Origin of the sequence: Bhargavaea beijingensis (assembly GCF_900101985.1) — a bacterium.
GTDB lineage: Bacteria > Bacillota > Bacilli > Bacillales_A > Planococcaceae > Bhargavaea > Bhargavaea beijingensis.
In genome coordinates this window covers 73,705-100,524 of record NZ_FNAR01000008.1, presented here as the reverse complement: position 1 = coordinate 100,524, position 26,820 = coordinate 73,705, and the positions used below count along the sequence as shown (strand labels likewise).

The window sequence follows — 26,820 nt, the reverse complement described above, 5'->3', positions numbered from 1 at the left end:
TTACTTTCTCCTTCCCTGCCGGAGTTCCTTGCGCTTTTCTTTGCGCCGGATATCGGCCACTTGCTTTTCAATCTTTTTCTTATAGCCGGGCTTGACTTTCGATGGCTTCCTGACCTGTCGCCGTATTTTTTCGTCCAGTTCCCGGTCGGTCTTTTGCCGGGTGGAGCGCGCATGCCGTTCCTTCAGCTCGATCCATTCCCCGTTTTTGACGTCGCGGTGGACAAATGGCACGCCCATCTTTTCAATGCGCACGATTGCGTCATCGTCCGAAGGCTCATAGAGCGTAATGACAGTTCCCTGCAAGCCGGCCCTTGCTGTCCGACCGGAGCGGTGGATGAAGAATTCCAGGTCCTCAGGCAGGTTGTAGTTGATGACATGGCTGACACCAGGGATATCGATTCCCCGGGAAGCCAGGTCGGTCGCGACGATGTACTCGAATTCCAGGTCGCGGACCCGGTTCATCATCTTCCGGCGCTCACGGGGAGTCAGGTCCCCGTGGATGCGCCCTGTCTTGATTCCGTTCGAAGACAGATATTCCCCGACCTCTTCCGCTTCTTTCCGGGTGTTCGTGAAAATGATGGCCAGGTAGGGATTCAGCCCTTCCATGACTAGGAGCAGTTTCTTTTTGCGGTCCATGCTCCTTACCGGGACCAGCGGAAACTCGATCCCTTCCGCAACAGGACGGCGCTCGCCGATCCGCACATGCTCGGGCGATTCCATATACTTGTTCAGGAATGGCTTGAGCTTTTCCGGAATGGTCGCCGAGAACACATACATCTCGAGATCTTTCGGCATCCGCGAGGCCACTTGGTCGATATCCTCGATATACCCCATATCAAACGCCAGGTCGGCTTCATCGATGACCAGAACGTTGGCCGTGTGGGCCAGGAGGGCATCCTCCTGGACAAGGTCCCGCAGCCTTCCGGGTGTGCCGACAGCGACTTGCGGCTGTGTCTTCAGCTTATCGATGGAACGCTGTTTGTCCGTGCCGCCCATGAAAAGCCCGGAGCGGATGCTTGTCCCTTCAGTCAGCTTCAAAAGTTCCGAGTGGATCTGTTCTGCCAGTTCCCTTGTCGGCGCAGCAATCACTGCCTGTACTGCATCGGCATCCGGATTGATGCGCTCGACAATCGGGATCAGGAAGCTGTGCGTCTTCCCCGTACCGGTATGAGCCTGTCCGATGGCGCTTTTTCCGGCCAGCATGAGCGGGATGATCGATTCCTGCACCGGGGTCGGCGCTTCAAAACCGATTCTGCGGATGGCATCCTGCAGAAAAGGCTGGAGTTTCATTTCTGTGAATTTCAGCATACGTTTTCCTCCTCAACTGTCCTTTATTTTAACACAGGCGGGCCGGATTCTCCCGTTTGTTGCGGATAGGCCGAAATCCGGAATCAGTGGCAATGCGGAAGGCTCTGCATATGATTTAGGGAGAGAGTATTTTGATGAAAGGAGTCCGCCGGATGCGATATCAGTCATTTTACCCGTTTTCAGGCGGCGGAAGCCCCCCGCGGATGCCGTTCGGACCTCCCCCACAGCGCGGAATGTTCAACGGTCCGGCTGCCGGCTTCGGTAGAAATCCCGGCTTTGGTCCGGGCGGGTTCGGCAGAGGAGGGGTCGGAGCTGCAGGAGGCCGCGGAGCCCCGGGCGGGTCGTTAGGAATCACCGGAAATCCCGGTGGCCAGGGACAGGGAATGTCACGGATCGAATCTTATATGAGGACGGCCGACAGGTTCCTCTCCACTGCCCAGCAGCTTTCGCCGCTGATCAACCAGCTCAGCCCGATGATGCAGAATATCCCTGCACTGCTTCAGATCTACCGCGGATTTTCAGGAACACCTTCGGCCGGCGCCGGAAACAGAACAGCACCGAATACTGCCCAACAGTCTCCTGAAGCCCCTGCTCCACGCTCTGACGGCAGTTCCGTACCCCGGATTTTCCAGCCGCCCATTTGAATCTTTGAATCCGCGGCCACGCTCGGCTATAATAGGGGCAGTGACCTGAAGGAGTGAAATCCATGAATGTAATCAAGATTTCGCCGAGGGGCTACTGCTATGGAGTCGTGGACGCGATGGTCATCGCCCAGAACGCCGCCATGGACAAGTCGCTGCCGAGGCCGATATATATTTTGGGGATGATTGTCCATAACAAGCATGTAACCGATGCTTTCGAGCAAGACGGCATCATCACGCTTGACGGGCCGAACCGCAAGGAGATCCTTGAACAGGTCGAAGAAGGAACGGTCATTTTCACTGCGCATGGCGTCTCGCCTGAAGTCCGCGAGATTGCCCGCCGCAAAGGACTCGTTTCCATTGACGCAACATGCCCCGATGTGACGAGTACTCACGACCTGATTGAAGAGAAAACCGCAGAAGGCTACGATATTATCTACATCGGCAAGAAAGGCCACCCTGAACCGGAAGGAGCCATCGGAGTCGCGCCGGACAAAGTTCATCTTGTCCAGACGATGGCGGATGCAGAATCGCTGGATATTGATGCTGAAAAACTTCTGGTCACCAATCAGACGACGATGAGCCAATGGGACGTCGCCGATATCATGGAACACCTGAAGGGGCGCTATCCGCATCTGGAGGTGCACCGCGAAATCTGCATGGCAACACAAGTCCGGCAGGAAGCCGTCGCCGAGCAGGCCGGTGATGCCGATCTGCTGATTGTTGTCGGCGATCCGATGAGCAACAACTCCAACCGGCTTACCCAAGTCTCGATTGAAATTGCCGGCACCCCTTCCTACCGGGTCGAAGATGTTTCGGGCATCGACCTTGCCTGGCTGGAAGGCGTTGAGACTGTCGCCGTTACGGCGGGCGCATCCACACCGACCCCGATTGTCAAGGAAGTCATCAATTTCCTCGAGCAGTACGATGTGAATGATTCTTCAACGCATGACAACACATCCAAAGTACAACTTGAAAAAATTCTGCCGCGCATCAGGAAGCCGAAACCGGTTAAACGGATCGACCCTTATCCGGTTTGAGAACAGAAAAAACGGGACTGTCCAATTGGGCAGTCCCGTTTTTTGTTTACATGAACTTGAATGGTTCTGTGACAATTGCCGATTCGATGAATCCGCAGCTGATGCCGGCTTTTTCCGCGTCCTTTTCCAGGCGCTCCCTGACTCCTCCGACCATGATCCGTTCGATGTGGTGTCCGGGATCGACAATGGAGAGTCCGAGATTTGCGGCGTCCTGTGCCGAATGGAAATCGATGTCTCCCGTCACGAGCACATCCGCCTTTTTACCGATAGCGGCACCGACGTACTTGGCACCGGATCCTCCCAGCACCGCCACGGTCCGGATTTTTTCGTTTCCTCCATCCACTGCACGGAGAGCCGGAACGCCAAGGCGTTCTTTGACATGCTCTGCGAACGATTCCAGGGACATCGCTTCTGGAAGATGTCCGACACGCCCGATTCCGTATTCCTCGAGTCTCTGGTCGAGCACGAAAAAGTCATAGGCCGGCTCTTCATAAGGATGGGCTTCGATCATGGCCTGCTCGACCCGCGTGCGGATCGAACCGGTGAGCACCACCTCGATCTTCGTTTCGGAGACCGCCTCCTCTTTGCCCACGCTCCCGATGTAAGGGTCGGCCCCTTCCGACGGGGTGAAGCGTCCCGTCCCCTCCAGCTCATAGCTACAGTGTGTGTACTCTCCGATTGCACCGGCGCCTGCATCGCCGAGGGCCTTACGGACCTTCTCAACGCTGTCATGCGGCGTGAAAACAGCCAGCTTGAACAGCGGCTCCCTATAGGTCTCTTCCATGATCGAGATTCCGGAAAGCCCGAGTTTTTGCGCAAGCATGTCGTTCACGCCGCCCGGTGCAACATCAAGATTGGTATGGGATACATACACAGAGATTCCATGGCGCAGGCACAGTTCCACGATCCGGCCGTTCGGTGTGTCGGTCCTGACCGACTTCAACGGGCGGAAAAGCGGCGGATGATGGGCGATGATCAACCCGGCGCCCGCTTCAGCCGCCTCGATGACCACCTCTTCTGTCACGTCCAAAGTAACAAGGACCTTTCCGGCAGAGGCATCCGGCCTTCCGATCTGAAGACCTACGGGATCCCAGTCATACGCGAATTTTTTCGGCGCCCAATTTTCCATCAGGCGAATGATGTCATTGACGGTCGCTTTTTTCTCCATTCGCGAGCACCTCCATGATTTGATCAAGTGAGCGCTTCAGTTCTCTTTCTTTTGCCTCACGCTCCGCTGAAGGGGTTGCTACCTTCATCTGCTCCAAAATTTTCTGGAGTGAAGCTGCTTCATGCGCCCACTTTTTCCTGAATGCGGGCGGCTGCCTCTTGGACAGGATCGGCCCGAACCTCAGCTCGGAGTCATCATAAACGGACGTTCCCCGTTCAAGCACAAGCACTTCATAGATCTTTCCGTCTTCTTCGAAGATGTCTTCTTCTGTGATATGCCAGCCGTTCGTCATCGCCCATGAGCGGATTGCCACAGCATGGATGTTCGGCTGAAGAACCAGGCGGCGGACACCCTTCAGCCGGTTTTTTCGTTTTTCCAATATCGAGGCGATCAGCGGCCCACCCATTCCTGCTATGGAAATCGTGTCCACACCGTCTTCTTCACGGATGGCCTCAAGTCCGTCTGCCAGTCTCGCTTCGACTTTTCCGTCAAGGCCCGTCTCCCGGATTGTCGTTACCGCGGAGTCATAAGGTCCCTTGGCCACTTCCCCGGCAATGCCCCTGCGAATCCGGCCCCTAAGTGCCAGGTGGGCCGGCAGGTAGGCGTGGTCGCTTCCGATATCCGCCAGGACGGCATCCTGTCCGATGTAAGAAGCGACTGTCTGCAGCCGCTTGGACAGCTTGTTGACATTCATTTAGCGACACCTCCTTGTGAAATTGTAAACGACTATGAGCAAAATGTTAAAGCCCTTATCCGGAAATCAGGATAAGGGCTCCTAGAGCGAGTTCATTATTGAAGCGATAGCACCCATTCAGCCATCGCATCGAGGTTCTCGTCCGGGACGAGACCGCCAGGCATCGCGCCTTTACCGTTCTTCAGAACGTCTTTGACTTCGTCAGCGCTCAAATCAACGCCAACCAGGCTTGGACCCACTCCGCCTTCGTAGTTCTGGCCGTGGCAAGAAACACACTTACCTTGTGCAAGTGCCTCTGGATCGAAGTCACCGGAGGAAGCTTCGTCTCCGCCTTCTCCACCGGCCTCGCCTGTAGCGGTATCGCCACCGCTATCCTCGGATTGCTCTTGGTCGGCTGCGATTTCCTTCTGGTTATCCAGCCCGTACAGAGACATGAAGAAAATAAGGCCGATCCCGAGGGCCATGATCAGGATATAAGGTACGACAGGATTTCTGTTCATCGACTAAAACCCCCTTTTCCGTGAGATAGCTGTACAGTTATATACAGTGAACAATACATATTGTACTGCATTCCCCTGAAAACTGAAAGCATTAGCCGGGAAAGTTTTGCGACTTTGTGACAAATTCGGCAAAAGTCCGATGGAAGTCCGGTGACTTACACACCGATCTGGCGCGCAATCACGAGATGCTGGACTTCGGACGTTCCCTCACCGATTTCCAGAAGCTTCGCGTCACGCATATAGCGCTCGACCTCATACTCCTTCATGTAACCATAACCACCATGAAGCTGGATGGCCTCATCAGCCACTTCCATGGCGATTTCAGATGCATAAAGCTTGCACATCGCAGCTTCCTTAGAAAACGGGCGTCCCTCGTCTTTAAGCCAAGCAGCTTTATATACCATGTTTCTCGCCAGTTCGATCTTCAGGGCCATATCCGCCAATTTAAACTGATTAACCTGGAAATCTGCAATGGCTCGCCCAAACTGTTTGCGTTCCTTAGCATATTGGAGAGACCTGTCAAACGCTGCTTGTGCGATTCCGACCGCCATCGCGCCGATTCCGATCCGGCCGCCATCCAGCGTGACCAGAAACTGGCGGAAGCCATTGCCCCGCTTCCCAAGCAGGTTTTCCTGCGGTACCCGGACATTTTCAAGAACGAGCTCCGTTGTATTCGAAGCGTTCAGTCCCATCTTTTCATAATTGTCGATTACCTGGAATCCATCCGCATCGGTCGGGACAATGACTGCGGAAATCTCCTTTTTTCCGTCTTCCGTTCCGGTGATGGCGGTAAGTGCAAGGTGCTTGGCATAGCTGGCATTGGTGATGAAAACCTTGCTGCCATTGATGACGAAGTCGTCCCCCTCCGGCTTCGCCGTCGTTTGCGTGCCCCCTGCATCGGAGCCTGCATTCGGCTCGGTCAGGCCAAATGCACCGAGCGATTCGCCCGTACAGATCGGCACAAGATACTGTTGCTTTTGCTCCTCCGTCCCGAACAGGTTCAATGGAGCTCCCCCAAGTGAAATATGTGCAGAGTAAGTGATTCCCGTGGATGCGCATGCCCGGCTGAGCTCCTCCGTCACGATGGCAAAGCTGATTGTATCGGCACCGGCTCCGCCGTACTTTTCCTCAAACGGAAGGCCCATCATCCCCATTTCCCCAAGCTGCCGGAAAATATCTCTTGGGAATTCCTTAGTCCTGTCGCGCCCAATCGCCCCCGGAGCTACGACCTCGTCGGCAAATTCCCTGATCGTCTTTCGGATCATCTGCTGCTCATCAGTCAGATCAAAGTTCATATTGCATCCCCCTTTTGTGAATACGCTTTCAAAAACAGTATAACTGAACGAGCGCTCGCTTAACAACCTCGAATGAAAGATTCAAAGGGTTTCGTGTATCCCCGCTTATCACATTTTACGCCTGCAGGCGATACCGTTTCGGGAATATAAAAAACGCGGTCCCAAGAGGAACCGCGGATAGCTGATTCATTATTCAAGAAAATCCTTCAGGCGCTTGGAACGGGAAGGGTGACGAAGCTTACGAAGTGCCTTGGCCTCGATTTGACGGATCCGTTCACGGGTGACGCCAAACACTTTTCCGACTTCTTCCAACGTTCTGGTCCTGCCGTCATCCAATCCGAAGCGAAGACGAAGCACATTCTCCTCACGGTCAGTCAGGGTATCCAGGACGTCTTCAAGCTGCTCTTTAAGCAATTCATAGGCAGCATGGTCAGACGGTGACTGCGCCTCTGAATCTTCGATAAAGTCCCCGAGGTGAGAATCGTCTTCTTCCCCGATCGGGGTCTCAAGGGAGACCGGCTCCTGGGCAATTTTCAGGATCTCCCGGACTTTTTCCGCCGGAAGGTCCATCTCTTCACCGATTTCCTCAGGAGTCGGTTCGCGTCCTAGATCCTGGAGAAGCTGACGCTGGACGCGGATCAGTTTGTTGATCGTCTCGACCATATGGACAGGAATCCGGATGGTCCTCGCCTGGTCGGCAATTGCGCGTGTGATGGCCTGGCGTATCCACCACGTTGCGTACGTACTGAATTTGAAACCTTTACGGTAATCGAATTTCTCAACCGCTTTGATCAGGCCCATATTCCCTTCCTGAATCAGGTCGAGGAAAAGCATGCCCCGCCCCACGTAGCGCTTGGCAATCGACACGACGAGCCGCAGGTTGGCTTCCGCAAGCCGTTTTTTCGCTTCCTCATCGCCGTCCTCGATACGTTTGGCAAGCGCGATTTCCTCATCCGCAGAAAGGAGGTCGACACGGCCGATTTCTTTCAGATACATTCTGACAGGGTCATTGATTTTGACTCCGGGCGGCACGCTCAGATCGTTGAGATCGAATTCTTCTTCCTCGCCATCCTCGCCTTTCTGGCCCTTTCCTTTGCGCTCGATTTCAATTCCCTGTTCCTCGAGTTGATCAAGGAATTCCTCGAAGTGATCCGGCTCCATATCAAAAGCGGATAGTTTCTCCGTTACATAATCAAACGCCAACTCGCCGGCCTTTTTGCCCTGCTCTAGCAGTTGTGTTTTCATTTCCTCAATAGTCATTTCGTGTTCATGCTCATTGGACTGCCCTGAAAGGTCTGCCATTTTACTCCTCCTCCTGCAAAAGCCGGCACACTCAGATGGCCGACAAGGACTTCCTCAATGCGATGATTTCTCTGGATAGTTCAAGCGCGCGGCTCAGATTGCTCATCTTTTCCGCTTCCTTCGATTGCTGCAGCTTTTCGCTGATTTCCATTTCGATCCTGTATTTTCTGATATGTCTCAAGCTGTCCCGGATCTCTTCTTCGGCGTAATCTCCGGAAAGCTCGTTCATCGCCGTTTCCATCACGATTCTCCTCAGTTCTGAATCGTCAAGTGTTTCACAGAAGCGATGTACATCCGGTTCGCCATATTCCTCATAAAATCCTGCAAGTCTGACGAAAATCGCCGTATATTCATCATGGAAGAACGGGCTGCCCTCGTCCGAGTCCCTGAATTGGGCAAAGAGGGCACCGTCACGGAGAATGTGCGATAAAATGATCCGCTCCGCCCTTGCCACCGGGGATTTCCTTGTTTTCCCGCGATGGGGTGCCGGCTCGGCAGGCCGGCTTTCAGGCGGCGGTGCATTCCTTTCTCTCCGCGTATGCCGGGCTTCCGACTTCCTGAACTGCGCCGTGAGCGCCTCCACAGAGACGCCCGTCTCCTCCGCCAGCTGTTTCAGATAGAGGTCGCGCTCGACTGGTGTCGTCTTACCGGCCAGTTCCTCCAAAACTTCGTGGATATACTGAAGGAGGTCATTTTCATTTTTCAGGTTCTTGTCACGTCTGGCATACATCATTGAAAAGGACAGAAGCGTATGCGGCTGGCCGATGATGTTTTCCCTGAAAGCTTCTCCCCCATACTTTTTCAAGTAATCATCCGGATCCAGGCCTTCGGGCACGATGGCTACTTTGGCACCCAGGCGGTTCGATGGGAACATCCGACTGAATCTCCTGGCCGCTTCCCATCCCGCATTGTCTCCATCGGTACAAATGATGACCTCATTTGTCACACGCCCCAGCATCGACAGGTGCTTGTCCGACATCGATGTGCCCATGAGGGCGACACCGGACTGGATGCCTGCCGCATCTGCTGAAATGACGTCCATGAATCCTTCGAATAATATTACATTACCCGATTTGCGGGCTGCGAGACGTGCATTGTGGTAATTATAGAGAATTTCGCTTTTGTTGAAGATCGGTGACTCGGGGCTGTTCAGGTACTTCGGCTCGTCTCCGGTCTTTTCAATGATCCGTCCGGAGAAACCCACCGTTTTCCCGTTCATATCGTGGAGAGGAAACATGACCCGGTTCCTGAACCGGTCAAATGCGCCATTTCCGTTTTCGGGGAGAATCGCCAATCCGGCTTCCGCAATTTCCTCATCGGTGAAGCCCTGACGTCTCAGCAGGGTGACAAGCGACTCCCGGCTGCCCAGAGACCATCCGATGCCAAACTTATTGATGGTCTCTTTCGTGAAGCCGCGTCCGTACAGATAGTTGAGCGCGTCCTCCCCTTCCACCGTGTTCAAAAGCAGGTGATGATAAAACTCGGCTGCATACCGGTGAGCTTCCAGAAGCCTCCGTTGGCCGGACGGCATCTGCCTTTCTCCGGACGTTTCGCCGGTCTCCACCTCGACCCCTGTGCGAGCGCCCAGTTTGGCTACAGCCTCGACGAACGACAGGTTCTCGACATCCATGAGAAATGTGATGGCATTACCGCCTGCCCCGCATCCGAAACAGTGGAACATCTGCTTGTCTTCAGAGACCGAGAAGGATGGAGAGTTCTCATCGTGGAACGGGCACAGCCCGAACCAGTTCCTTCCCCTCTTTGTCAGTTGGACATATTCACCGATCAGTCCGACTATATCCGTCTGGGAGCGGATCGCTTCGATCTTCTCCTCAGGAATCCGCTTCATCCTTCACACCACACTTTCGGTCGTACTCTCGAATTCGAGATTCAAGAAAAGAATCCTTCATTCTTCGACAAAAAAGTGCGCAGGAGGGAAGAAAACTGCCCACTACGCGCATTTTATTCACAATATCCAATTATAATACGCTTCACAGTGCATTTCCAGCATTAAAGAAGTTTTTTTAAACTTCCGGGTTGCAATCCTGCGCAGCACCGCAAAAAAGAACCGGCCTTCCGAAGAGGCGGTTCTGCCGTTCATCGTTCACGTTTCTGTTTGATATTTAAGATGATGTTCGCGGTCTCCTCGACTGCCCGGTCGGTTACGTCAATGACCCTGCATCCGATCCTGTCCGCCACTGAGTAGAAATGATCGATTTCTGCTTTGATCCTCTCGATTTTCGCATAATTCGCGTCATCTTTCAATCCAAGCGCCTTAAGCCGCTCTTTTCGGATTGAATTCAGTTTTTCCGGTGAGATCACAAGGCCAAAACATTTTTCCGGATCGATCTTAAACAGTTCTTCGGGCGGTTCCACTTCCGGAACGAGCGGCACGTTCGCGACTTTATAACGCTTATGTGCAAGGTATTGGGACAGAGGGGTTTTGGAGGTGCGCGACACGCCGATAAGGACAATATCCGCCAGCAGAAGGCCTCTTGGGTCTCTGCCGTCATCGTACTTGACCGCGAATTCAATCGCCTCGATTTTCTGGAAATAGTCTTCATCCAGCAACCGGACGCGGCCCGGCTCCTCCGACGCGCGCTCGTTCAGCGTGCTGCCGATCACTTCAATGATCGGGCCGAGCAGATCAATCGAGGGAATGTTCCTCCGCTCGCACTCAAGCTTGAGGCAGTTTCTCATCTCTTCTTTGACGAGCGTATACAAGATGATGGCATGCTGCTCTGCTGCGATCTCTGTGATTTCTTTAAGCTGGTCTGTGGATTCCACATGAGGGATCCGTTTGACCGCGGTCGATTCGAAGTCTTTCCGGAATTGGCTGATGGCCGCCTTCGCCACCAGGTCTCCGGTTTCTCCGAGCGAATCGGACACGATATACATTTTCAGTTGATTCATAGGGCACCTCTCACAAATCGTGATTTTCCGCCAGCGACAGGAACGCCGAGGTGATGTTTGTCTTGGTGATGCGTCCGATGACTGATAGCCCTTCATCCGTCTCTTCGACGACCGGAAGCGCATCAATCTGCCGTTCGATCAGTACCTTCGCCACATGGACAAGTGCCTCGTTTCTCCGGCAGTAAGCGATGTTCGGCATCCTCGTCATAATCATATGCACCGGAATTTTCTCCAAGTCAGTGCCGCCGATTGCTGTTCTCAGAAGGTCTTTTCTGGAAAGGATTCCGCTCAGCTTGGATTGGTCATCCACGACAATCAGTGTGCCGACGTCTTCGAGGAACATCTGTGTAATTGCATCATAGACGGAAAGGGATTCCTGGACGACGACCGGGATGGACTGAAAGTCCCGCACTTTCATATTCAACATATTCTCTGTCAGATGCTGATCCTTTTTCTTGCCCGAATAAAAGTAACCGACACGAGGACGGGCGTCCAGAAAACCTGCCATCGTCAGGATGGCGAGGTCGGGCCGGATTGTGGCGCGGGTCAGGCTGAGCCGTTCCGCGATCTGTTCGCCAGTGATCGGCCCGTCGGCCTTCACAATCTCCAGGATCTCATCCTGACGCTTATTGAGTTCCATACGACTCACATCCTGTACTTGATGGGTAATAGCCTAGTTCATTATATCCGAATCTCCCGCCGATTGCGAAACGATTCATCCCATGCTACAATGTTGTCAAAGTCCATACGGCGATGAAGGGACAATCAAGTAATATCCGGCAATAGCGAGCAGGGATGGTGAAAGCCTGCATGGATATGAAGCGGCACCCCCGAGCCGATCTTCTTAAAGTGGGCCGGTTTTCCGGCCAATCGGGGTGGAACCGCGGGTCATCAGGCACCCGTCCCCGGACGAATATGTCCGGGGGCGGGTGTTTTTTGTGTTGGTGCGCAATGATTCCGCCTGTCAACACAGTTCAGTCCGGCACGCCCTCTGACATCGCCTGAAAAGAATTCAAGGAGGAAACAGACATGACTTCAATGGAAACAATCGTCAATCTGGCCAAGCACCGGGGGTTCGTCTTCCCGGGCTCCGATATCTACGGCGGCCTGGCCAACACTTGGGACTACGGCCCACTCGGCGTGGAACTCAAAAACAACATCAAAAAAGCCTGGTGGAAGAAATTTGTGCAGGAATCCCCGTACAACGTAGGCCTCGACGCCGCCATCCTCATGAATCCGAAGGTTTGGCAGGCATCCGGCCATGTCGGCAACTTCAACGACCCGATGATCGACTGCAAAAGCTGTAAAGCGCGCCACCGTGCGGATAAGCTGATCGAAAATAAACTCGAAGCCGAAGGAAACGAAATGGTCGTCGACGGCATGCCGTTCGAAAAAATGCAGGAACTGATCCGCGAACACGAAATTTCCTGCCCGGACTGCGGCGCACAGGATTTCACCGAAATCCGCCAGTTCAACCTGATGTTCAAAACTTCACAGGGTGTAACGGATTCTTCCTCGAACGACATCTATCTCCGTCCGGAGACTGCGCAGGGCATTTTCGTCAACTACAAAAACGTCCAAAGATCCATGCGCAAAAAATTGCCGTTCGGGATCGCACAGGTCGGAAAAAGCTTCAGAAACGAAATCACGCCGGGCAACTTCACGTTCCGGACACGCGAATTTGAGCAGATGGAGCTGGAGTTTTTCTGCAAGCCTGGCGAGGATCTCGAGTGGTATGCGTATTGGCGCGACTTCTGCAAAAACTGGCTTGATCAGCTGAATATGACGGATGAAAATGTCCGCCTTCGCGAACATGAAAAAGAAGAACTTTCCCACTACTCGAACGCAACGGTCGACATCGAATACAAATTCCCGTTCGGCTGGGGCGAGCTCTGGGGCATTGCGGACCGGACCGACTTTGATCTGAAGCGCCACATGGAACATTCCGGTGAAGACTTCACAATGACAGATCCGGATACCGGCGAAAAGTATGTTCCTTACTGCATCGAGCCTTCACTCGGAGCGGACCGCGTTACGCTCGCATTCTTGTGCGATGCTTACGAAGAAGAGAAAATCGGCGAAGATGACCAGCGCACGGTCCTGCGCTTCCACCCTGCACTTGCGCCGTTCAAGGCAGCGGTCCTCCCGCTTTCCAAGAAGCTTTCGGATGAAGCACAGGATGTCTGGGCGGACCTGCGCAAAGCGTTCCCGGTGGATTACGATGAATCCCAGTCGATCGGGAAACGCTATCGCCGCCAGGACGAAATCGGTACGCCGTTCTGCATCACCTATGACTTTGATTCCAAGGAAGACGGCCAGGTCACGGTCCGCGACCGGGATACAATGGAGCAGGTGCGCATGCCGATCAGCGAAGTCCGCGCGTTCATTGAACAGCGCCTTGAATTCTGATTTTTACATGAAAAAGGCAGTCCGCAACGGCGGGCTGCCCCAGACTGCAGTCGAAGTGAGCTTGAAGCTCTTTTCGGCTGCAGTTTTCTTTTTTTGGATAGAGCTTTGGAAATCGTCTGATCGGGCTAGTCTGTGCTGTTCAGATCTGCAAAAAGTGCCCGTCGCCGAACACCGGCATCCGCATAAAGCCGATCATGAAATTTCCGGATGATTCTGTCGCCGGCATTTCCCGGGAAACAACGTCATGCATCTTCATCCGGCGCTGTTTCCTCATTCCGGCCTTCTGCAGCCTTCGGCTCTTCCCTGACAAAAGTCGGCATGCGGTCGAGCTGATCGAGGAATGCGGCGGATTTAAGCCGGAGGCCAACCTGTTCATCATAAATGGTCCGCACAATTTTCCGCATAAATTTTTTTGTCGCAGGTTTGAGCGTAAGCTTTCCCACCTGCTCGATCGGGACGGTGTAAAACGTCCGGACCAGGCGGAGATGGGCAGGCGACAGGCGGATCAGGTAAGGGTCGACATGGAAGCAGCGATGGCAGAGAAAGCCGATTTCCTGGAAGGAAAATGCAAACTCCCCCTCTATCGCCCCGCAGTTTGCGCACTGATGCAGGACCGGATGGATTCCTGCTACAGGGAGCATTTTCCATTCCACAAACAAAGTAATCGCCTCCGGATCGTATTCCTCGTCAATGGCATGGAACGCCTGCCTGAGGAGTTCAAACTGGGCAGGAGACGGCTGGTTATCTTCAATCAGACGGTCCATCAGTTCGGCGATATAACTTGCATAGGCAGTTGCTGTGATGTCCTGATGCAGATGACGCATCTGGTTAAGCGGATCTCCTGATTGGAGTGTCCCCATCCCTCTCCCTTTGTAAATCATGAAGATGCCGTGAATAAATGGCTGTGTGACTGCAGCTAGGCGGCTGGCTGGCTTTTTTGCGCCGCGGGCCATCGCGGTCACTTTTCCGGCTTCCCTGGTCAGGAGCGTCACCACTTTATTCGTTTCGCCATACGGCCCTGTGCGGAGGACGATACCTTCCCATTTGTTCAGCATTCGTTCCACTGCTCCTTACTATAAAAAGGCATTTATCTATGCAAAATGATTCTGGCTTCTACGAACCCTGATGAGAATAAAAGCGCGGGCACCCGGCCCGCGTCCTGTCAGTATTCATCTTCCCGGAAACCGTACTCCCTAAGCTGGTTGGCCCGGTTCCGCCAATCTTTCTGGACCTTCACCCACAGCTCGAGGTACACTTTGCTGCCAAGCAGCATCTCAATGTCCTGTCGGGCGCGTGTGCCGATTTCTTTAAGAAGCGCACCGCGCTTGCCGATGACAATTCCTTTCTGGGAATCCCGCTCCACGATGATGGTGGCACTGACATCAACGGTTTCCTGTCCTTCCCGTTTTGCGATCCGTTCGATGACGACGGCCACCGAGTGCGGAATCTCTTCACGAGTGAGATGAAGAACTTTCTCACGAATCAGTTCTGAGATGATAAAACGCTCGGGGTGGTCTGTCACTTGGTCAGCAGGATAGTATTGAGGTCCTTCAGGCAAATAGCCCTTGATCACGTCCATCAGCCTGTCCACGTTGTTCCCCTGAAGGGCAGAAATCGGCACAATCTCAGCAAAGTCCATCCGCTCCCGGTACGAATCGATGACGCCGATCAGCTCGTCGGGATGGATCAGGTCAATTTTGTTCAAGACGAGAATGACCGGTGTTCCGCTGTCGCCAAGCATCTCCATAATGAATTCGTCGCCCTTGCCGAGCGATTCATCGGCGTTTGCCATAAAGAGGACCAGGTCCACTTCTTTGAGCGTGTTTCTGGCCACCTTCATCATGAAGTCGCCGAGTTTATGCTTCGGCTTGTGAATGCCGGGCGTATCGATGAAAATCATTTGGCTATCTTCCGTAGTGACAACGCCCTGGACCTTGTTCCGCGTGGTTTGGGGCTTGTCGCTCATGATGGCGATTTTTTGCCCGACCACCCGGTTGAGGAAAGTCGATTTTCCGACATTCGGGCGCCCGATGATCGAGATGAATCCTGACTTGTAACCTTCACGATTATTCAACATTTTCCATGTCCTCCGCCTTGAAGGCTCCCGGCAGGAGTTCGCTTACGGTTGTCTCCAGAACGTCCCCATTCAGATTTGTCAGGTACACGGGCATGTCACCATCACAGAATTCCGCGATTACCTGCCTGCAGGCGCCGCAAGGAGAAACGGGCCCCGGCGTATCCGCGACCACCGCAAGCGCCTTGAAGTCACGATGCCCTTCGGAGATCGCTTTGAAAAAAGCCGTTCGCTCGGCACAGTTTGCCATGCTGTATGCAGAGTTCTCGATATTGCATCCGCCGAACATTTCACCGTCCACTGTAAGAAGAGCGGCGCCTACCTGGAATTTCGAATAAGGCACATAAGCAAGTTCGCGGACAGCTTTTGCCCGATCCATCAGTTGTAGTTTTTCCATTAATTAACCACCTTCATTAAAAGAGATTGAGCCATTTAGGGATGAAGATTATGCATCCGATCACAGCACTCGCTGCAGCAAAGACAAGAACAGCGCCCGCGGCGACGTCTTTTGCCTGTCCGGCGAGCGGATGATGTTCGGGAGACACGAGGTCTACAACCCGCTCAATGGCTGTGTTCACCAGTTCCAATGCAAACATCCCACCGAACAGCAGGATGACGATCAGCCATTCAGAGCCGGATAATCCGCTCAGCCATCCAAGGATTGTCACGAGCAGTGCCGCAAAGAGATGGAACCTGAAATTCTGCTCAGTTTGAAGCCCTTCTGCAACTCCCCGCCAAGCATACCGGAAGGAACGGAAAAGTTTACGGACGTTCATCCGTGTCCCGTCCCAGGCCGAACGACTCCAAAATTTCTTCCTGTCGGCCGAACATCTTTTTTTCGTCTTCTTCATTCATATGGTCGTAGCCGAGCAGATGGAGAAAGCCATGCAGCGCCAGAAAACCGATTTCCCGTTCCCTGCTGTGGCCATATTCTCCGGCCTGCCGGTCAGCGGTCTCCGAGGAAATGAGGATATCGCCGAGAAGACGGGGCATGCCGTCCGGTGTGCTCAGGGCCATCTCTCCTTCGACCGTTTCTTCAAGAGCGAATGAGATCACATCGGTCGCCCGGTCCTTTTCCCGGTAATCCCTGTTGATTGCCCTGATGGATTCATCATCCATGAATGTGAGGGACACTTCCGCATTGCCGACGTTCTCCATCTCGGCCGCGTGTTCCAGAAGCCGCAGGACCAGTTGCTGATCCTTTGCTCCGACTGTGCCGGTTTCGTCCCTCATATCGATTGTCAATTTCATTTCAAGCCCTCCAGTCGGTCACTTCGGATATTCGATCCGGTTGTGGAATACCCCGTTAAGTGTTGTACAGATCACTTCCCCCACAATAGTCAGTTCCCTGAAACTGAGGTCACATTCCGAAAATTGACCGTCATTCATCTTTTCTTTGATGATGGAACGGACAAGCTGCTCGATCTTCTCGGGAGTCGGCTCTTTCATCGATCGTACGGCCGCCTCACAACTGTCTGCAATCGAGATGACCGCGATTTCCTTTGTCTGCGGCTTGGGACCCGGATAACGGAATGCCTCCTCGTCCGCCACTTCCCCGGACTCCCCGGCTTTTACGAAGAAGAACTTGAGCAGTGACGTTCCGTGGTGCTGCTGTGCAATATCCACAAGCTCTCTCGGTATCCCGTGCTTTTTCAGGATTTCTGCCCCCTCGGTGGCATGGGCGATGATGATGTCCCTGCTTTTGTCGGGCGGCAGCGAATCATGCGGGTTGGGGCCGGCCATCTGGTTTTCTATGAAAAATGCCGGTCTCCGGGTCTTTCCGATATCATGATAATAGCTTCCTACCCGGGCAAGGAGCCCATTTGCGCCAATCGCCTCGCATGCCGCATCGGACAGATTGGCGACCATGACACTGTGGTGGTATGTACCCGGCGTCTCTGTGAGGATCCTCTTCAGAAGAGGATGATTCGGATTGGACAGCTCGACCAGTTTCAGATCGGACAAGATGCCGAACACTGTTTCAAAAAACGGCATCAGGCCAATAGTGAGCGCGCCTGACAACAGGCCGGAACCAAGTGCCGCCATCATGAATAGCGACCACTCCTGCAAACCAAAGTGGGATTGGTTCATGAGCAGATAGAATGTGATAAAAAGCGCATTCACAAGCGCAACGCCAAAGCTGGCCGTCAGGATCGACGATCTGCGGCCATCACCCTGGATCAGGTAATGCCCGGCAAAACCGCCGAACAGAAGATACAGCACAATCTCCATATTGGCGACCGGCGAATACCCTTCCTGCAGCAAAAGCCCGCCGGTTGCAGCGGTCAGCACAGTCAGGAGAAGCGCCACCCTTCCGTCCGTCAGAAGCCGGAGAAGAAACGGCACAAGCGCGGTCGGATAAACATAGGCCAGCGCCATATTAAAATCGATTTCCGTCGCGGCAAGCAGCTTCATCGCGACAATGGCGAGGAAATAGACAACCAGTGTGATAGAAAGCCATTTCTTTTTCAAGTATCCCGGGTGCTCCAGCTGCCTGAAATGGCGATAGATGAACCAGAAAGTCAACAGCGTGAAAAGTCCCAGAGCCAGCACCGGCCTGAGCGAAGTGTTTTCGTTCAGAAGCCCCGCAAGCTCAAGCTGGCGGTGAACTTCCCTATCGATGATCTGTCCTTCCTGGACAATCACCTGACCTTGAAGGATCCGTGTAGGTTCTACCTCTGCCCTTGCCTGTTCCATTCTTGCTTCGGTCTGCTGTTCATCCACTTTCTCGTTGATTTTGATGCTCGAGCGGCCGATCTCCACCGCTGCCGGCATCAGTCCATGCGGGATGGCAGCAGTGCGGATCCGGTCTTCCGTGTCATTCCTTGCGTCCGCAAGTTCCGTATCCCGGATTGGCTGCTCCATGGCCCCGGAAACTATCGAACTGACGGTATCGCGGGCTTTTTCCAGTTCGTCATTGCCCGAGCGCACAAGCATCCCGAGCAAGTCGTCGCTCAGTCGGAAACCGCCCCCCGACTCCTCGAGATCTTCAAGCTTTTTTCGAAGATCCCCTATCTGACGCTCTGTATCCGGAGGTTCTTTCTGATCGCCTTCCGCTGCTTCCGCTTTGGCATCCAAGGCATAGTCGAAAACAGACCGCACGATGGCCGCACTGTTTGCCGGAGCCTCTTCATCATAATCATAAACCGGCGTGACCTCGGACGCGGCGCGCTGTCTTTCCTGCTCCGTCTTGACCGGATCTTCCACCGTCTTGGTCGCCCGGATGGTTTCATTGGCAAGATGGAACATCCGGATATCAAACGTTTCGTCCTTAACGCTTCCCAGCATAATCGTAAATGCCAGGATGGCGGAAAGTCCGAGAAGAATGATGGAGAAAATGGAAAACGAAATTTTTTCAATGAACGTTTGCAACGCCTTGAACATAACAGCTTCCCCCTAGCGACGGGCCAAAACGTGATTTCGCGAACGCAACCCCCGATTTTGGGACCGCATCACGCATTTTCGCAACTGTAACCAACGGTTCATGACCGCAGTATTTCCCCTTCTTCAGCCGGACGATTCCAGCCCGAAGGACGACAAAACCGGCCGGACTCCAGCTGAGGCAGGAGTACTCGGCCGGTGAACCGTTTCGCTCACTCCCGGTGACTGCTCGCTTCGTATGCTTCAATGATTCTCGCCACGAGTGGATGGCGGACGACATCTGCCTGCTCAAAGTGCTGAAAACGGATTCCTTGAACCTCTTTCAAGATCCGCTGGGCGACAATGAGCCCTGATTCCGTTCCCCGCGGCAGGTCAATCTGTGTCTGGTCGCCTGTGATGACCATCTTGGAACCGAAGCCAAGCCGGGTCATGAACATTTTCATCTGAGCCTTCGTTGTATTCTGCGCCTCGTCCAGGATGACAAACGCATCATCCAGAGTCCGTCCGCGCATATACGCGAGCGGCGCAATTTCAATCGTTCCCCGCTCGATCAGCCGTTCTGTCTGTTCAGGTCCGAGCACATCATGAAGGGAATCATACAACGGCCGGAGGTAGGGATCGACCTTTTCCTTCAGGTCACCCGGAAGAAAGCCGAGATTTTCTCCCGCTTCTACGGCAGGACGTGTCAGAATAATCCGTTTAACCTGTCCGTTTTTCAATGCTTGGACGGCCATTACGACAGCCAGATAGGTTTTGCCGGTTCCGGCAGGCCCTATGCCGAACACCATGTCCTCCGCGCGGATGGCATGGACATATTCACGCTGCCCGATTGTCTTTGCGCGGATTGCCTTGCCTTTGGAGTTTCTGGCGATTTCTTCGTCGTAAAGTTCCGCAAAGTACTCGATCGTCCCGTTCTTCGCCATCTCTAGCGCGGTGGACACGTCACGGAGGTTGATATTGATGCCTTTGCGAATGACCCGCAGAAGTTGGCTGAGAAGCTCCTGAGCGGTTCCACGGGGCTCTTCTTCACCTTTTATCGCGATGACGCCTCCCCGGGTCAGCACCCGTACGCCGATCTCTTCCTCGATCAGCTTCATGTTCTGGTCGGAGATGCCGAGAAGCATCACCGCTTCATTTGGATCTTCTACATGCAGTTGTACCGTGTTGTTTTCTTCCAATCGATCAATCTCCTTGGGGAATCTGTTTTCTTACGGCAATATTTTCATTTATGAGAAATAATACGGTCCCCTTTACTTTATCATTATCATAATGCACTCGCAAAACTTTTTCATCCTTTACAGTCGCGTCAGGATCAAGTGTCCCCAGCAGCTTTTCCTTCAAGACGGAAAGGATGATCCGCTCTCCGTTTTCCTCCGTGATTTTCACCTCTCTCGCCGAGCCGTCACGGCTTTCTGACACCGACAGGAAAGGGGCGAGGAAAGAGGGAAGCGGAATCTCGCGCCAGGAATCCCCACCAGCGGCATCACTGCCGACCGATAGCCGGTACGCCCGTTCACCCGGTGCGGAGTAACGGATAACTGCGGGCATCTCGAATCGGGTCTCGACGTAGTAATTCCCGTATACTTTGCCTGCCGCGCCGGTCACATGGCTGTCTTCCCGCTGCGTAACAATTCCGGAAGCGACAATATCCCCTTTTTCCACTGTCGTGTTCGGCAGAACATTCCGGACTCCGCTTGACAGTTCAAACCGGGTGATGACTGCCCGCTTTGAAGCCGCCAGATGGGCAGGAGGCAACTTTTCCTCTGCACTCTCGCCTGTTTCCGGAGCCTCGATCGGATGGATGGTCAGGCGGCCGCCCTGACGGCTCACGCGCACCCAGCTGAGGCCCGGGTCAGCGACCATCAGGTCATTCCTGATTTCGGACTCGTCCGGAACGGATCCGATCGGGATAAACGGCCTGATTCCATTTTTCTCAAGATAAGCACTGATCCGCTCTTGGCGTTCCGGCTTGCCGCCTTCCACACCAACCGACCAGATCATTCCTGAACAGGCAAGGGGTGCGAACAGGAAAAGTAAAACGGCTATGATGCGGACAGGGGTAAGATCCAAGATCACTCCGTATCGTCCAGCCTGCAGTGCGATCCGCACCCGGTATGTTCTCCTGAGCTTCCGCAGCGCGGGCATGTCCTTGCGCCTCACGGAAAACCGGAGCCGTTCTCCGTCCCTCACGACATCCCTCATGCGGATGCCGGAAGCGGCACATGCCGAGAAAAAGGCATCGGTCCGGCTTCCCGTCACCGCGAGCCGGACGGTATCCCGTCCGCCGATCCGCTTACCTGTCCGCATGGTCTCTTGTCCGGATCAGCGTCAGCCGGTCCAGCCGTTCAAAAGTGATGAGTGCCGCTTCGTCTCCGATTTCCTCCACTTTCACCGCTTCCCCTTCAAGTGTCATCGCATAGGGTGCAAGGCGGAGACTGACTGCACGCTCCCCGATCTTTCCGATAGTGAATTTCCCGTTGAGCCGCAGCGTCTGATGATCCTCGATTTCAAGAAAAGGGACCATCCTGAAAAATCTGCGCATACAAAAACCCCCCTTGGCCTTCAGTTTATGACAAGCCGAGGAGGGGCATTCACACCGGGTTCAACCGGCTTATCTTCTCTTTGCTTTTGGCGGGCCAAGAATTTCAGCAAACACGATGGCACGTGCCAGATCTTCTTCGTTTTCCGGAAATAAGGATTCCGGGTCTGCATAGTCCGCTTTTCCGGGATCCTGTGCCGTTTTCCGGATCCGCTCTTTCCGCTCGGGCCGGCTCGGCGCCGGAGGAGCGTCAATCGCCGTTTGGGCAACCGTGTCTCCCATTCTTCCCGTCGTACGATCGGCAGCCGGCTTTGCCCGGTCCGCACCCGGCCGCTCACGATTTGGCCTGGGCGCTGTTCCCCCAGTGCGGGGATCCGTCCGGAATTCACCGGATTCATTCTGGATCTCTTTCTGGAGATCTTCATACAGCTGCCTGGTCAGATTCTTGAGATTTCCGCCATGTTGGGCGGGCGGCTTGGGCGATTCGGGACGCGGGTGCTGGTTCGGCTTTTGCGCCGGCGGTTTCTGGTTGTCCTTTCCCTTGAACAGGGAGCCGACTATCAGTGAGATGATCAGCAGGATGATCGGTTCCATCAGCTCATCCCCTTTCCGTCAGACCGCGGATCATTTTTGGCCGTCGGAGCGCTTATCCTGCTCCTTGCCCATTTTGCCGAGGGTTTCACGCATGGAGGTGTCTGCCTGGATGTTTTTGTAGTTCACGTAATCCATGATGCCGATGTTGCCGGAACGGAGCGCTTCTGCCATGGCGAGCGGAACTTCCGCCTCCGCCTCGACGACTTTGGCGCGCATTTCGCCGACTTTCGCGCGCATTTCCTGTTCGCTCGCAACAGCCATTGCACGGCGCTCTTCCGCTTTTGCCTGGGCAATATTTTTGTCTGCTTCTGCCTGTTCGGTCTGGAGCTCGGCTCCGATGTTTTTGCCGATATCAACATCCGCGATATCGATTGACAGAATTTCAAACGCGGTTCCGGAGTCCAGACCCTTCGAGAGAACCGTCTGTGAAATCTTATCCGGGTTTTCGAGAACGACAGTGTGATGTTTTGCGGAACCGATCGTCGAAACGATCCCTTCGCCGACACGGGCGATAATCGTCTCTTCACCGGCTCCCCCGACGAGGCGGTCGATATTGGCGCGGACCGTGATGCGGGATTTTGCCTTGACCTCGATCCCGTTCATGGCGACACCGGCAATAAACGGCGTTTCGATGACTTTCGGGTTGACGGACATGCTGACGGCTTCCAGCACGTCACGGCCTGCCAGGTCGATCGCGGCCGCACGTTCGAAAGTCAGCGGGATATTCGCCCGGTGCGCCGCAATCAGGGCGTTGACGACACGGTCAACGTTACCGCCGGCGAGATAGTGGCTCTCCAGCTGGTTAATGGCCACATCAAGTCCGGCCTTATGGGACTTGATGAGCGGGTTGACGATCCGGCTCGGGATCACCCGGCGCAGACGCATCCCGATCAATGTGAAGATGCTGACCTTCACGCCGGCTGCCAATGCGGAAATCCACAGCGTGACCGGCACGAATGTAAAGAAGACGGACAGGGCGACTATCACCAGAAAAGCGACGATAATCAGCCCGATTGTTCCTAATCCAAGCATTCTGTTTCCTCCTATTTGTCGGAGGCTTCCCGGACAACAATCCTGGAGCCTTCCACTTTCGTAATCTTGACGTTCTGGTCTTTCCCGATGAACCTGCCTTCCGAGACGACATCGAGATACTCACCGTCCAGTTCCGCCGTGCCGGAAGGCCGCAGCGGTGTCACCGTCCTTGCCGTCCGCCCGATCAGTTCAAGACGGCTTGGACTGGAAACATAGCCGCTTTCGCTGTCGGTGGCGTCCCTCAGGACGATACGGTTAAGCAGATGGAGACGTTTGCCAAAGAATTTCATCATGATCACCATCCCCAATATCGTGATGACCAGCGCCGTGATGACAGAAACGGCCATCCAGGCCGGGTCGGCCCCCGCCAGGATGATTCCCGCCACCATCGCCACACCGCCGAGGATGCCAAGGATGCCCCCCGGTACGAACAGTTCGGCAATGAGCAATCCGACTCCCGCGAGGAACAGCAGCAAAGATTCATAGCCGGCAAGCCCCGCTACGAGATGTCCGTAGAAAAACAGCAACAATGCCCCGGCGCCCATAGAACCCGGAATCCCGAAGCCGGGGGAATACAATTCCACCACCAGTCCGAGTCCCGCGATGGACAGAAGGATCGGCACGACGACCGGATTTGTGATGAAGCGAGCCAGTTTTTCACTGAAAGTCTCGTTTATCTTGATGACTTCGGTACCTTCGAGCCCTGCGGTTTCAAGCAGTTCGCCAAATGACGCCACGGTTCCTTCGCTGTACCCGACTTTCAGTGCCTCATCGGCGGAAAGCGTCAGAAGTTTTCCTTTTTTCGCCCGGTACTGCGGCAAGTCGATGTCCGCATCAGCCATGGCCAATGCATACTCAGGATTCCGGTCGGACGATTCTGCCGCCGCCTTCATCGAAGCGAGCCAGGCACTGTTGGCTTTGTCGTCAGCGGCATTTCCCGACTGGTCGATCACCTGCGCCGCGCCGATCCGGCCGTTCGGGTGCATATAGATTTCGTCTGCGTGCAGCGCGAGGAATGCTCCCGCAGACAGGGCATCACGATTGATATACGCAATTGTATCGAGCTTCGTTTCGTCCATCAGTTTGGCGATCCGGCCGGCGGCATCCACAAATCCTCCCGGTGTGTTGATCTCCAGGATGATCGTTTCCGCACCCGCCTTTTCTGCTTCACTGAACGAACGGTTCAAAAACTCATACAGTCCCCGCTCGACTTCGTTTTCCAATGGCACGTGGTAAACTTTTCCGCCATCCGCTCCGGCATGAGGTATCGCCAAGAGGAACAGGGCAGCAAACAGAAGGAGGCCGCGGATCAAGCGGATTCCTTTCAATTCTTCACCCCCATTCATCTCTCTGTCCATTATAGGTGATTCTACGGATGAACAAAGCAATAAGTTTCATTTAAATGAAATAAACCGGAAAATCCCGAGGGACTTTCCGGTTTTACATACATTATCTGATTCGTGCCATTCCTGTTATGGACGCAGGGATGGTGAGGGGGATCAGTATTTGCGCTTGCGGGCAGCTTCGGACTTTTTCTTCCGTTTGATGCTTGGCTTCTCATAGTACTCACGCTTACGGACCTCTTGGATCGTGCCCGATTTGGAAACAGTACGTTTGAAGCGGCGAAGAGCATCTTCAAGCGATTCGTTTTTACGAACGACAGTTTTTGTCATGTCTTTTCCCCTCCCTCCGTACGCACTTCCATACATGAACCGATGTCATGTACTCAAAAATTATAGCCTACATACTCGTGCCCGTCAATATATATCTTCTATTTCGGAACGCATCATTTTATTGATGATCAGTAATCTTCGGACGACGTAAGACCCTGCATGATCTTGACACCGGAGCTGGCACCGATCCTTGTTGCGCCAGCCTCGACCATCGCCTGCAGGTCCTCCAGGCTGCGGACGCCGCCGGAAGCCTTCACGCCCATTTCATCGCCGACTGTCAGGCGCATCAGTGCGACATCTTCAATCGTCGCGCCTCCCGTCGAGAACCCGGTCGATGTTTTTACGAAATCTGCGCCTGCCTGTTTGGACAGGCGGCATGCGATGATTTTTTCATCATCGGTGAGGAGGCAGGCCTCGATGATTACTTTGACGATGGCCTTTCCGGCGGCCGCTTCGACAACCGCGCGGATGTCCGCTTCAACCGCTTCTTCATCACCGCTTTTTAGGGCACCGATGTTGAGCACCATGTCGATTTCCTGCGCGCCTTTTCCGATGGCATCCTTTGTTTCGAACGCTTTTGTTTCTTTGGTGCTGGCGCCGAGCGGGAAGCCGATGACTGTGCAGACTTTCACTTCAGTGCCCGACAGTTCGGATGCAGCTGTTTCCACCCAGTACGGATTGACGCAAACCGAAGCGAACTTGTACTCTTTTGCCTCTTTGCACAGTTCTTCAATTTGCTCTTTGGTCACTTCCGGTTTCAGAAGCGTATGGTCGATCATTGATGCAACGTAGATGCTCATGTCAAATCCTCCTAAAATGACCCTCGGGTCTGTTAACTGAAATGTCCCGGATCTTTCTGCTCCGACGCAAGATGCCCGGAAGCCGTGGTGCGGCTCCGGGCGATGCGCCGAATCAGGCGACCGGTTCCGGCCTGTCCTCGATCACGCGGACAAAGGCGCCTTCGTTGTAAGGATAGCCGGCCTTTGTAATTTTGACGCGGACGATTTTGCCGACCATCGATTCGTCGGCAGGTATGACGACTTTCATGTAATTGTCTGTATAACCTTCGTAAAGCCCGCTGCCCGGATCTTCCTTGAAAGGCTCTTCAGGAATCATTTCAAGCACTTGGCCCTCATAGGCGGAGGCATATTCCTTCGCCAACTGATCGTTCAGTTCAAGAAGACGGTGAACGCGTTCGTTCTTCACTTCTTCATCGATCTGGTTATCCATCCGGGCTGCAGGCGTGCCGATCCTCATGGAATACGGGAATACGTGCAGCTCTGCAAAGCGGTGATCACGGATGAATGTGTAGGTCTCCATAAACTCTTCTTCTGTCTCGCCCGGGAAACCGACAATGACGTCCGATGTGAGTGCGAAGTCCGGCAACGCTTCACGAAGCCGCTCCAGCCGGTCCGCGAAAAAGGCCATCGTATACTTCCTGCGCATCCGTTTCAGAACGGTGTCCGAACCGGACTGGATTGGAATATGGAGATGGCGCACGACGATATTGGACTCCTTCAGCACGCCGATCACTTCATCCGTCAGTTGGCTTGCTTCGATCGAAGAAATCCTGAGCCGCTTGAGCCCCGGGACCTTCGCCTCGATGTCACGCAGCAGCTGCGCGAGGTTGTAGTCCTTCAGGTCCTCGCCGTAACCGCCTGTGTGGATGCCGGTCAGCACAATCTCCTTGTAGCCGGCCTCGACAAGCTGGCGGGCCTGTGCAATGACTTCTTCCGGGTCACGGGAACGCATCAGGCCGCGGGCCCACGGGATGATGCAGAACGTGCAGAAATTATTGCATCCTTCCTGGATTTTCAGGGATGCCCGTGTCCTGTCGGTGAACGAAGGGACATCCAGCTCTTCATAAACCCGGTTTTTCATGATGTTTCCGACCGCGTTGATCGGCTGGCGTTCGCTGCGGTACTGTTCGATGTAGCCGAGCAGCTTCGTCCGGTCCTGGGTGCCGACCACGATGTCGACGCCGGGAATCTCCATGATTTCGGCCGAAGATGTCTGGGCATAGCAGCCCGTTACACAGACGACGGCATCCGGGTTCGTCCGGATGGCACGCCGGATCACCTGCCGGCTTTTTTTGTCACTGGTATTCGTGACGGTGCATGTATTGATGACGTAGACATCCGCACGGCCATCAAACTCCGCACGCTCATAGCCTGCGTCTTTGAAGAGCTGCCAGATGGCCTCCGTCTCATAATGGTTCACTTTACAGCCCAATGTATGAAAGGCAACTGTCGACATG

27 protein-coding genes are annotated in these 26,820 nt (G+C 54.2%); 3 read left to right on the top strand and 24 right to left on the bottom strand.

Annotated elements, in window-relative coordinates; all coding sequences use genetic code 11:
* The gene (locus BLT01_RS08035) at positions 1-1,308 is read right to left on the bottom strand and encodes a DEAD/DEAH box helicase (protein ID WP_092096822.1); all 1,308 of its coding nucleotides are present in this window, start codon (positions 1,306-1,308) and stop codon (positions 1-3) included.
* Between the two features lie 134 nt (positions 1,309-1,442).
* On the opposite strand from BLT01_RS08035, the gene BLT01_RS15570 reads away from it, so the two are divergent.
* Positions 1,443-1,952: a YqfQ family protein gene (locus BLT01_RS15570; protein ID WP_264556999.1), complete on the top strand. Its 510-nt coding sequence runs from the start codon at positions 1,443-1,445 to the stop codon at positions 1,950-1,952.
* Between the two features lie 62 nt (positions 1,953-2,014).
* On the top strand, positions 2,015-2,989 hold the full coding sequence (locus tag BLT01_RS08025; RefSeq protein WP_092096816.1) for a 4-hydroxy-3-methylbut-2-enyl diphosphate reductase: 975 nt from the start codon (positions 2,015-2,017) through the stop codon (positions 2,987-2,989).
* 46 nt (positions 2,990-3,035) lie between these two features.
* Here BLT01_RS08025 and BLT01_RS08020 read toward each other — a convergent pair whose 3' ends face one another.
* The 8 genes from BLT01_RS08020 to BLT01_RS07985 form a co-directional block, all read right to left on the bottom strand.
* Positions 3,036-4,157: a Nif3-like dinuclear metal center hexameric protein gene (locus BLT01_RS08020; protein WP_092096813.1), complete on the bottom strand. Its 1,122-nt coding sequence runs from the start codon at positions 4,155-4,157 to the stop codon at positions 3,036-3,038.
* Positions 4,132-4,851, bottom strand: coding sequence for a tRNA (adenine(22)-N(1))-methyltransferase (locus tag BLT01_RS08015; protein ID WP_092096810.1), 720 nt, complete (start codon positions 4,849-4,851; stop codon positions 4,132-4,134). Before BLT01_RS08015 ends, BLT01_RS08020 begins: the two co-directional genes overlap by 26 nt.
* 95 nt (positions 4,852-4,946) lie before the next feature.
* Positions 4,947-5,351 carry a c-type cytochrome gene (locus BLT01_RS08010; protein WP_092096807.1) on the bottom strand — a complete coding sequence of 135 codons (405 nt, stop codon included), beginning with the start codon at positions 5,349-5,351 and terminating at the stop codon, positions 4,947-4,949.
* A gap of 155 nt (positions 5,352-5,506) precedes the next feature.
* Positions 5,507-6,646, bottom strand: a complete 1,140-nt coding sequence (locus BLT01_RS08005) for an acyl-CoA dehydrogenase family protein (RefSeq protein WP_092096805.1) — start codon at positions 6,644-6,646, stop codon at positions 5,507-5,509.
* A gap of 189 nt (positions 6,647-6,835) precedes the next feature.
* Complete coding sequence (gene rpoD / locus BLT01_RS08000; RefSeq protein WP_092096803.1) at positions 6,836-7,948, bottom strand: RNA polymerase sigma factor RpoD; 1,113 nt, start codon at positions 7,946-7,948, stop codon at positions 6,836-6,838.
* A gap of 31 nt (positions 7,949-7,979) precedes the next feature.
* Positions 7,980-9,797, bottom strand: coding sequence for a DNA primase (dnaG, locus tag BLT01_RS07995; protein ID WP_092096800.1), 1,818 nt, complete (start codon positions 9,795-9,797; stop codon positions 7,980-7,982).
* A 248-nt stretch (positions 9,798-10,045) separates the two neighbouring features.
* Positions 10,046-10,861, bottom strand: a complete 816-nt coding sequence (locus BLT01_RS07990; protein ID WP_092096797.1) for a pyruvate, water dikinase regulatory protein — start codon at positions 10,859-10,861, stop codon at positions 10,046-10,048.
* 10 nt (positions 10,862-10,871) lie between these two features.
* Complete coding sequence (locus BLT01_RS07985; RefSeq protein WP_176765084.1) at positions 10,872-11,510, bottom strand: helix-turn-helix transcriptional regulator; 639 nt, start codon at positions 11,508-11,510, stop codon at positions 10,872-10,874.
* Between the two features lie 380 nt (positions 11,511-11,890).
* Between BLT01_RS07985 and BLT01_RS07980 the strand changes: the two genes are divergently transcribed.
* Positions 11,891-13,270, top strand: coding sequence for a glycine--tRNA ligase (locus BLT01_RS07980; RefSeq protein WP_092096794.1), 1,380 nt, complete (start codon positions 11,891-11,893; stop codon positions 13,268-13,270).
* 242 nt (positions 13,271-13,512) lie between these two features.
* Here BLT01_RS07980 and recO read toward each other — a convergent pair whose 3' ends face one another.
* The 15 genes from recO to mtaB all read right to left on the bottom strand — a co-directional run bounded on the left by recO (position 13,513) and on the right by mtaB (position 26,819).
* Positions 13,513-14,325 (bottom strand): DNA repair protein RecO, encoded by an 813-nt coding sequence (gene recO / locus BLT01_RS07975; RefSeq protein ID WP_092096791.1) that lies wholly within the window; start codon positions 14,323-14,325, stop codon positions 13,513-13,515.
* A gap of 107 nt (positions 14,326-14,432) precedes the next feature.
* The gene (gene era, locus BLT01_RS07970; protein ID WP_176765083.1) at positions 14,433-15,347 is read right to left on the bottom strand and encodes a GTPase Era; all 915 of its coding nucleotides are present in this window, start codon (positions 15,345-15,347) and stop codon (positions 14,433-14,435) included.
* Entirely contained in the window at positions 15,337-15,741 is a 405-nt protein-coding gene (locus BLT01_RS07965) for a cytidine deaminase (RefSeq protein ID WP_092096789.1), read from the bottom strand. The genes era and BLT01_RS07965 overlap by 11 nt, the downstream gene beginning before the upstream one ends.
* A 16-nt stretch (positions 15,742-15,757) precedes the next feature.
* Positions 15,758-16,120: a diacylglycerol kinase family protein gene (locus tag BLT01_RS07960; protein ID WP_092096786.1), complete on the bottom strand. Its 363-nt coding sequence runs from the start codon at positions 16,118-16,120 to the stop codon at positions 15,758-15,760.
* Complete coding sequence (gene ybeY / locus BLT01_RS07955; protein WP_092096783.1) at positions 16,107-16,595, bottom strand: rRNA maturation RNase YbeY; 489 nt, start codon at positions 16,593-16,595, stop codon at positions 16,107-16,109. The genes BLT01_RS07960 and ybeY overlap by 14 nt, the downstream gene beginning before the upstream one ends.
* 18 nt (positions 16,596-16,613) lie before the next feature.
* The gene (locus BLT01_RS07950; protein WP_092096780.1) at positions 16,614-18,728 is read right to left on the bottom strand and encodes an HD family phosphohydrolase; all 2,115 of its coding nucleotides are present in this window, start codon (positions 18,726-18,728) and stop codon (positions 16,614-16,616) included.
* Positions 18,729-18,937: 209 nt separating this feature from the next.
* Positions 18,938-19,903: a PhoH family protein gene (locus tag BLT01_RS07945; protein ID WP_092096777.1), complete on the bottom strand. Its 966-nt coding sequence runs from the start codon at positions 19,901-19,903 to the stop codon at positions 18,938-18,940.
* A gap of 4 nt (positions 19,904-19,907) precedes the next feature.
* A complete protein-coding gene (locus BLT01_RS07940; protein WP_092096774.1) occupies positions 19,908-21,032 on the bottom strand; it encodes a sporulation protein YqfD in 1,125 nt (374 codons plus the stop codon).
* Positions 21,019-21,267, bottom strand: a complete 249-nt coding sequence (locus tag BLT01_RS07935; protein ID WP_092096772.1) for a hypothetical protein — start codon at positions 21,265-21,267, stop codon at positions 21,019-21,021. Before BLT01_RS07935 ends, BLT01_RS07940 begins: the two co-directional genes overlap by 14 nt.
* 69 nt (positions 21,268-21,336) lie before the next feature.
* Complete coding sequence (locus BLT01_RS07930; protein WP_092096770.1) at positions 21,337-21,858, bottom strand: hypothetical protein; 522 nt, start codon at positions 21,856-21,858, stop codon at positions 21,337-21,339.
* Between the two features lie 30 nt (positions 21,859-21,888).
* Complete coding sequence (gene floA, locus BLT01_RS07925) at positions 21,889-22,890, bottom strand: flotillin-like protein FloA (protein WP_092096767.1); 1,002 nt, start codon at positions 22,888-22,890, stop codon at positions 21,889-21,891.
* Between the two features lie 11 nt (positions 22,891-22,901).
* Complete coding sequence (locus BLT01_RS07920; protein ID WP_092096765.1) at positions 22,902-24,218, bottom strand: NfeD family protein; 1,317 nt, start codon at positions 24,216-24,218, stop codon at positions 22,902-22,904.
* 171 nt (positions 24,219-24,389) lie between these two features.
* Positions 24,390-24,563 carry a 30S ribosomal protein S21 gene (rpsU, locus tag BLT01_RS07915; protein ID WP_092096762.1) on the bottom strand — a complete coding sequence of 58 codons (174 nt, stop codon included), beginning with the start codon at positions 24,561-24,563 and terminating at the stop codon, positions 24,390-24,392.
* Between the two features lie 128 nt (positions 24,564-24,691).
* Positions 24,692-25,363: a deoxyribose-phosphate aldolase gene (gene deoC / locus BLT01_RS07910; protein ID WP_092096759.1), complete on the bottom strand. Its 672-nt coding sequence runs from the start codon at positions 25,361-25,363 to the stop codon at positions 24,692-24,694.
* Positions 25,364-25,475: 112 nt separating this feature from the next.
* The gene (mtaB, locus tag BLT01_RS07905; RefSeq protein ID WP_092096756.1) at positions 25,476-26,819 is read right to left on the bottom strand and encodes a tRNA (N(6)-L-threonylcarbamoyladenosine(37)-C(2))-methylthiotransferase MtaB; all 1,344 of its coding nucleotides are present in this window, start codon (positions 26,817-26,819) and stop codon (positions 25,476-25,478) included.
* Between the last annotated feature and the right edge of the window lies 1 nt (position 26,820).

Bases quoted from the DNA above. Each gene is read 5' to 3' on its own strand.
- rpsU (WP_092096762.1), bottom strand. From the start codon at position 24,563: ATGACAAAAACTGTCGTTCGTAAAAACGAATCGCTTGAAGATGCTCTT.
- BLT01_RS08020 (WP_092096813.1), bottom strand. From the start codon at position 4,157: ATGGAGAAAAAAGCGACCGTCAATGACATCATTCGCCTGATGGAAAAT.
- BLT01_RS08035 (WP_092096822.1), bottom strand. From the start codon at position 1,308: ATGCTGAAATTCACAGAAATGAAACTCCAGCCTTTTCTGCAGGATGCC.
- BLT01_RS07950 (WP_092096780.1), bottom strand. From the start codon at position 18,728: ATGTTCAAGGCGTTGCAAACGTTCATTGAAAAAATTTCGTTTTCCATT.
- floA (WP_092096767.1), bottom strand. From the start codon at position 22,890: ATGCTTGGATTAGGAACAATCGGGCTGATTATCGTCGCTTTTCTGGTG.
- BLT01_RS07990 (WP_092096797.1), bottom strand. From the start codon at position 10,861: ATGAATCAACTGAAAATGTATATCGTGTCCGATTCGCTCGGAGAAACC.
- BLT01_RS08005 (WP_092096805.1), bottom strand. From the start codon at position 6,646: ATGAACTTTGATCTGACTGATGAGCAGCAGATGATCCGAAAGACGATC.
- BLT01_RS07980 (WP_092096794.1), top strand. From the start codon at position 11,891: ATGACTTCAATGGAAACAATCGTCAATCTGGCCAAGCACCGGGGGTTC.
- BLT01_RS08025 (WP_092096816.1), top strand. From the start codon at position 2,015: ATGAATGTAATCAAGATTTCGCCGAGGGGCTACTGCTATGGAGTCGTG.
- rpoD (WP_092096803.1), bottom strand. From the start codon at position 7,948: ATGGCAGACCTTTCAGGGCAGTCCAATGAGCATGAACACGAAATGACT.
- BLT01_RS08010 (WP_092096807.1), bottom strand. From the start codon at position 5,351: ATGAACAGAAATCCTGTCGTACCTTATATCCTGATCATGGCCCTCGGG.
- recO (WP_092096791.1), bottom strand. From the start codon at position 14,325: ATGCTGAACAAATGGGAAGGTATCGTCCTCCGCACAGGGCCGTATGGC.
- deoC (WP_092096759.1), bottom strand. From the start codon at position 25,363: ATGAGCATCTACGTTGCATCAATGATCGACCATACGCTTCTGAAACCG.
- dnaG (WP_092096800.1), bottom strand. From the start codon at position 9,797: ATGAAGCGGATTCCTGAGGAGAAGATCGAAGCGATCCGCTCCCAGACG.
- BLT01_RS07940 (WP_092096774.1), bottom strand. From the start codon at position 21,032: ATGCGGACAGGTAAGCGGATCGGCGGACGGGATACCGTCCGGCTCGCG.
- BLT01_RS15570 (WP_264556999.1), top strand. From the start codon at position 1,443: ATGAAAGGAGTCCGCCGGATGCGATATCAGTCATTTTACCCGTTTTCA.
- mtaB (WP_092096756.1), bottom strand. From the start codon at position 26,819: ATGTCGACAGTTGCCTTTCATACATTGGGCTGTAAAGTGAACCATTAT.
- BLT01_RS07965 (WP_092096789.1), bottom strand. From the start codon at position 15,741: ATGGAAAAACTACAACTGATGGATCGGGCAAAAGCTGTCCGCGAACTT.
- BLT01_RS08015 (WP_092096810.1), bottom strand. From the start codon at position 4,851: ATGAATGTCAACAAGCTGTCCAAGCGGCTGCAGACAGTCGCTTCTTAC.
- BLT01_RS07935 (WP_092096772.1), bottom strand. From the start codon at position 21,267: ATGCGCAGATTTTTCAGGATGGTCCCTTTTCTTGAAATCGAGGATCAT.
- ybeY (WP_092096783.1), bottom strand. From the start codon at position 16,595: ATGAAATTGACAATCGATATGAGGGACGAAACCGGCACAGTCGGAGCA.
- BLT01_RS07960 (WP_092096786.1), bottom strand. From the start codon at position 16,120: ATGAACGTCCGTAAACTTTTCCGTTCCTTCCGGTATGCTTGGCGGGGA.
- BLT01_RS07930 (WP_092096770.1), bottom strand. From the start codon at position 21,858: ATGGAACCGATCATCCTGCTGATCATCTCACTGATAGTCGGCTCCCTG.
- era (WP_176765083.1), bottom strand. From the start codon at position 15,347: ATGTTGAATAATCGTGAAGGTTACAAGTCAGGATTCATCTCGATCATC.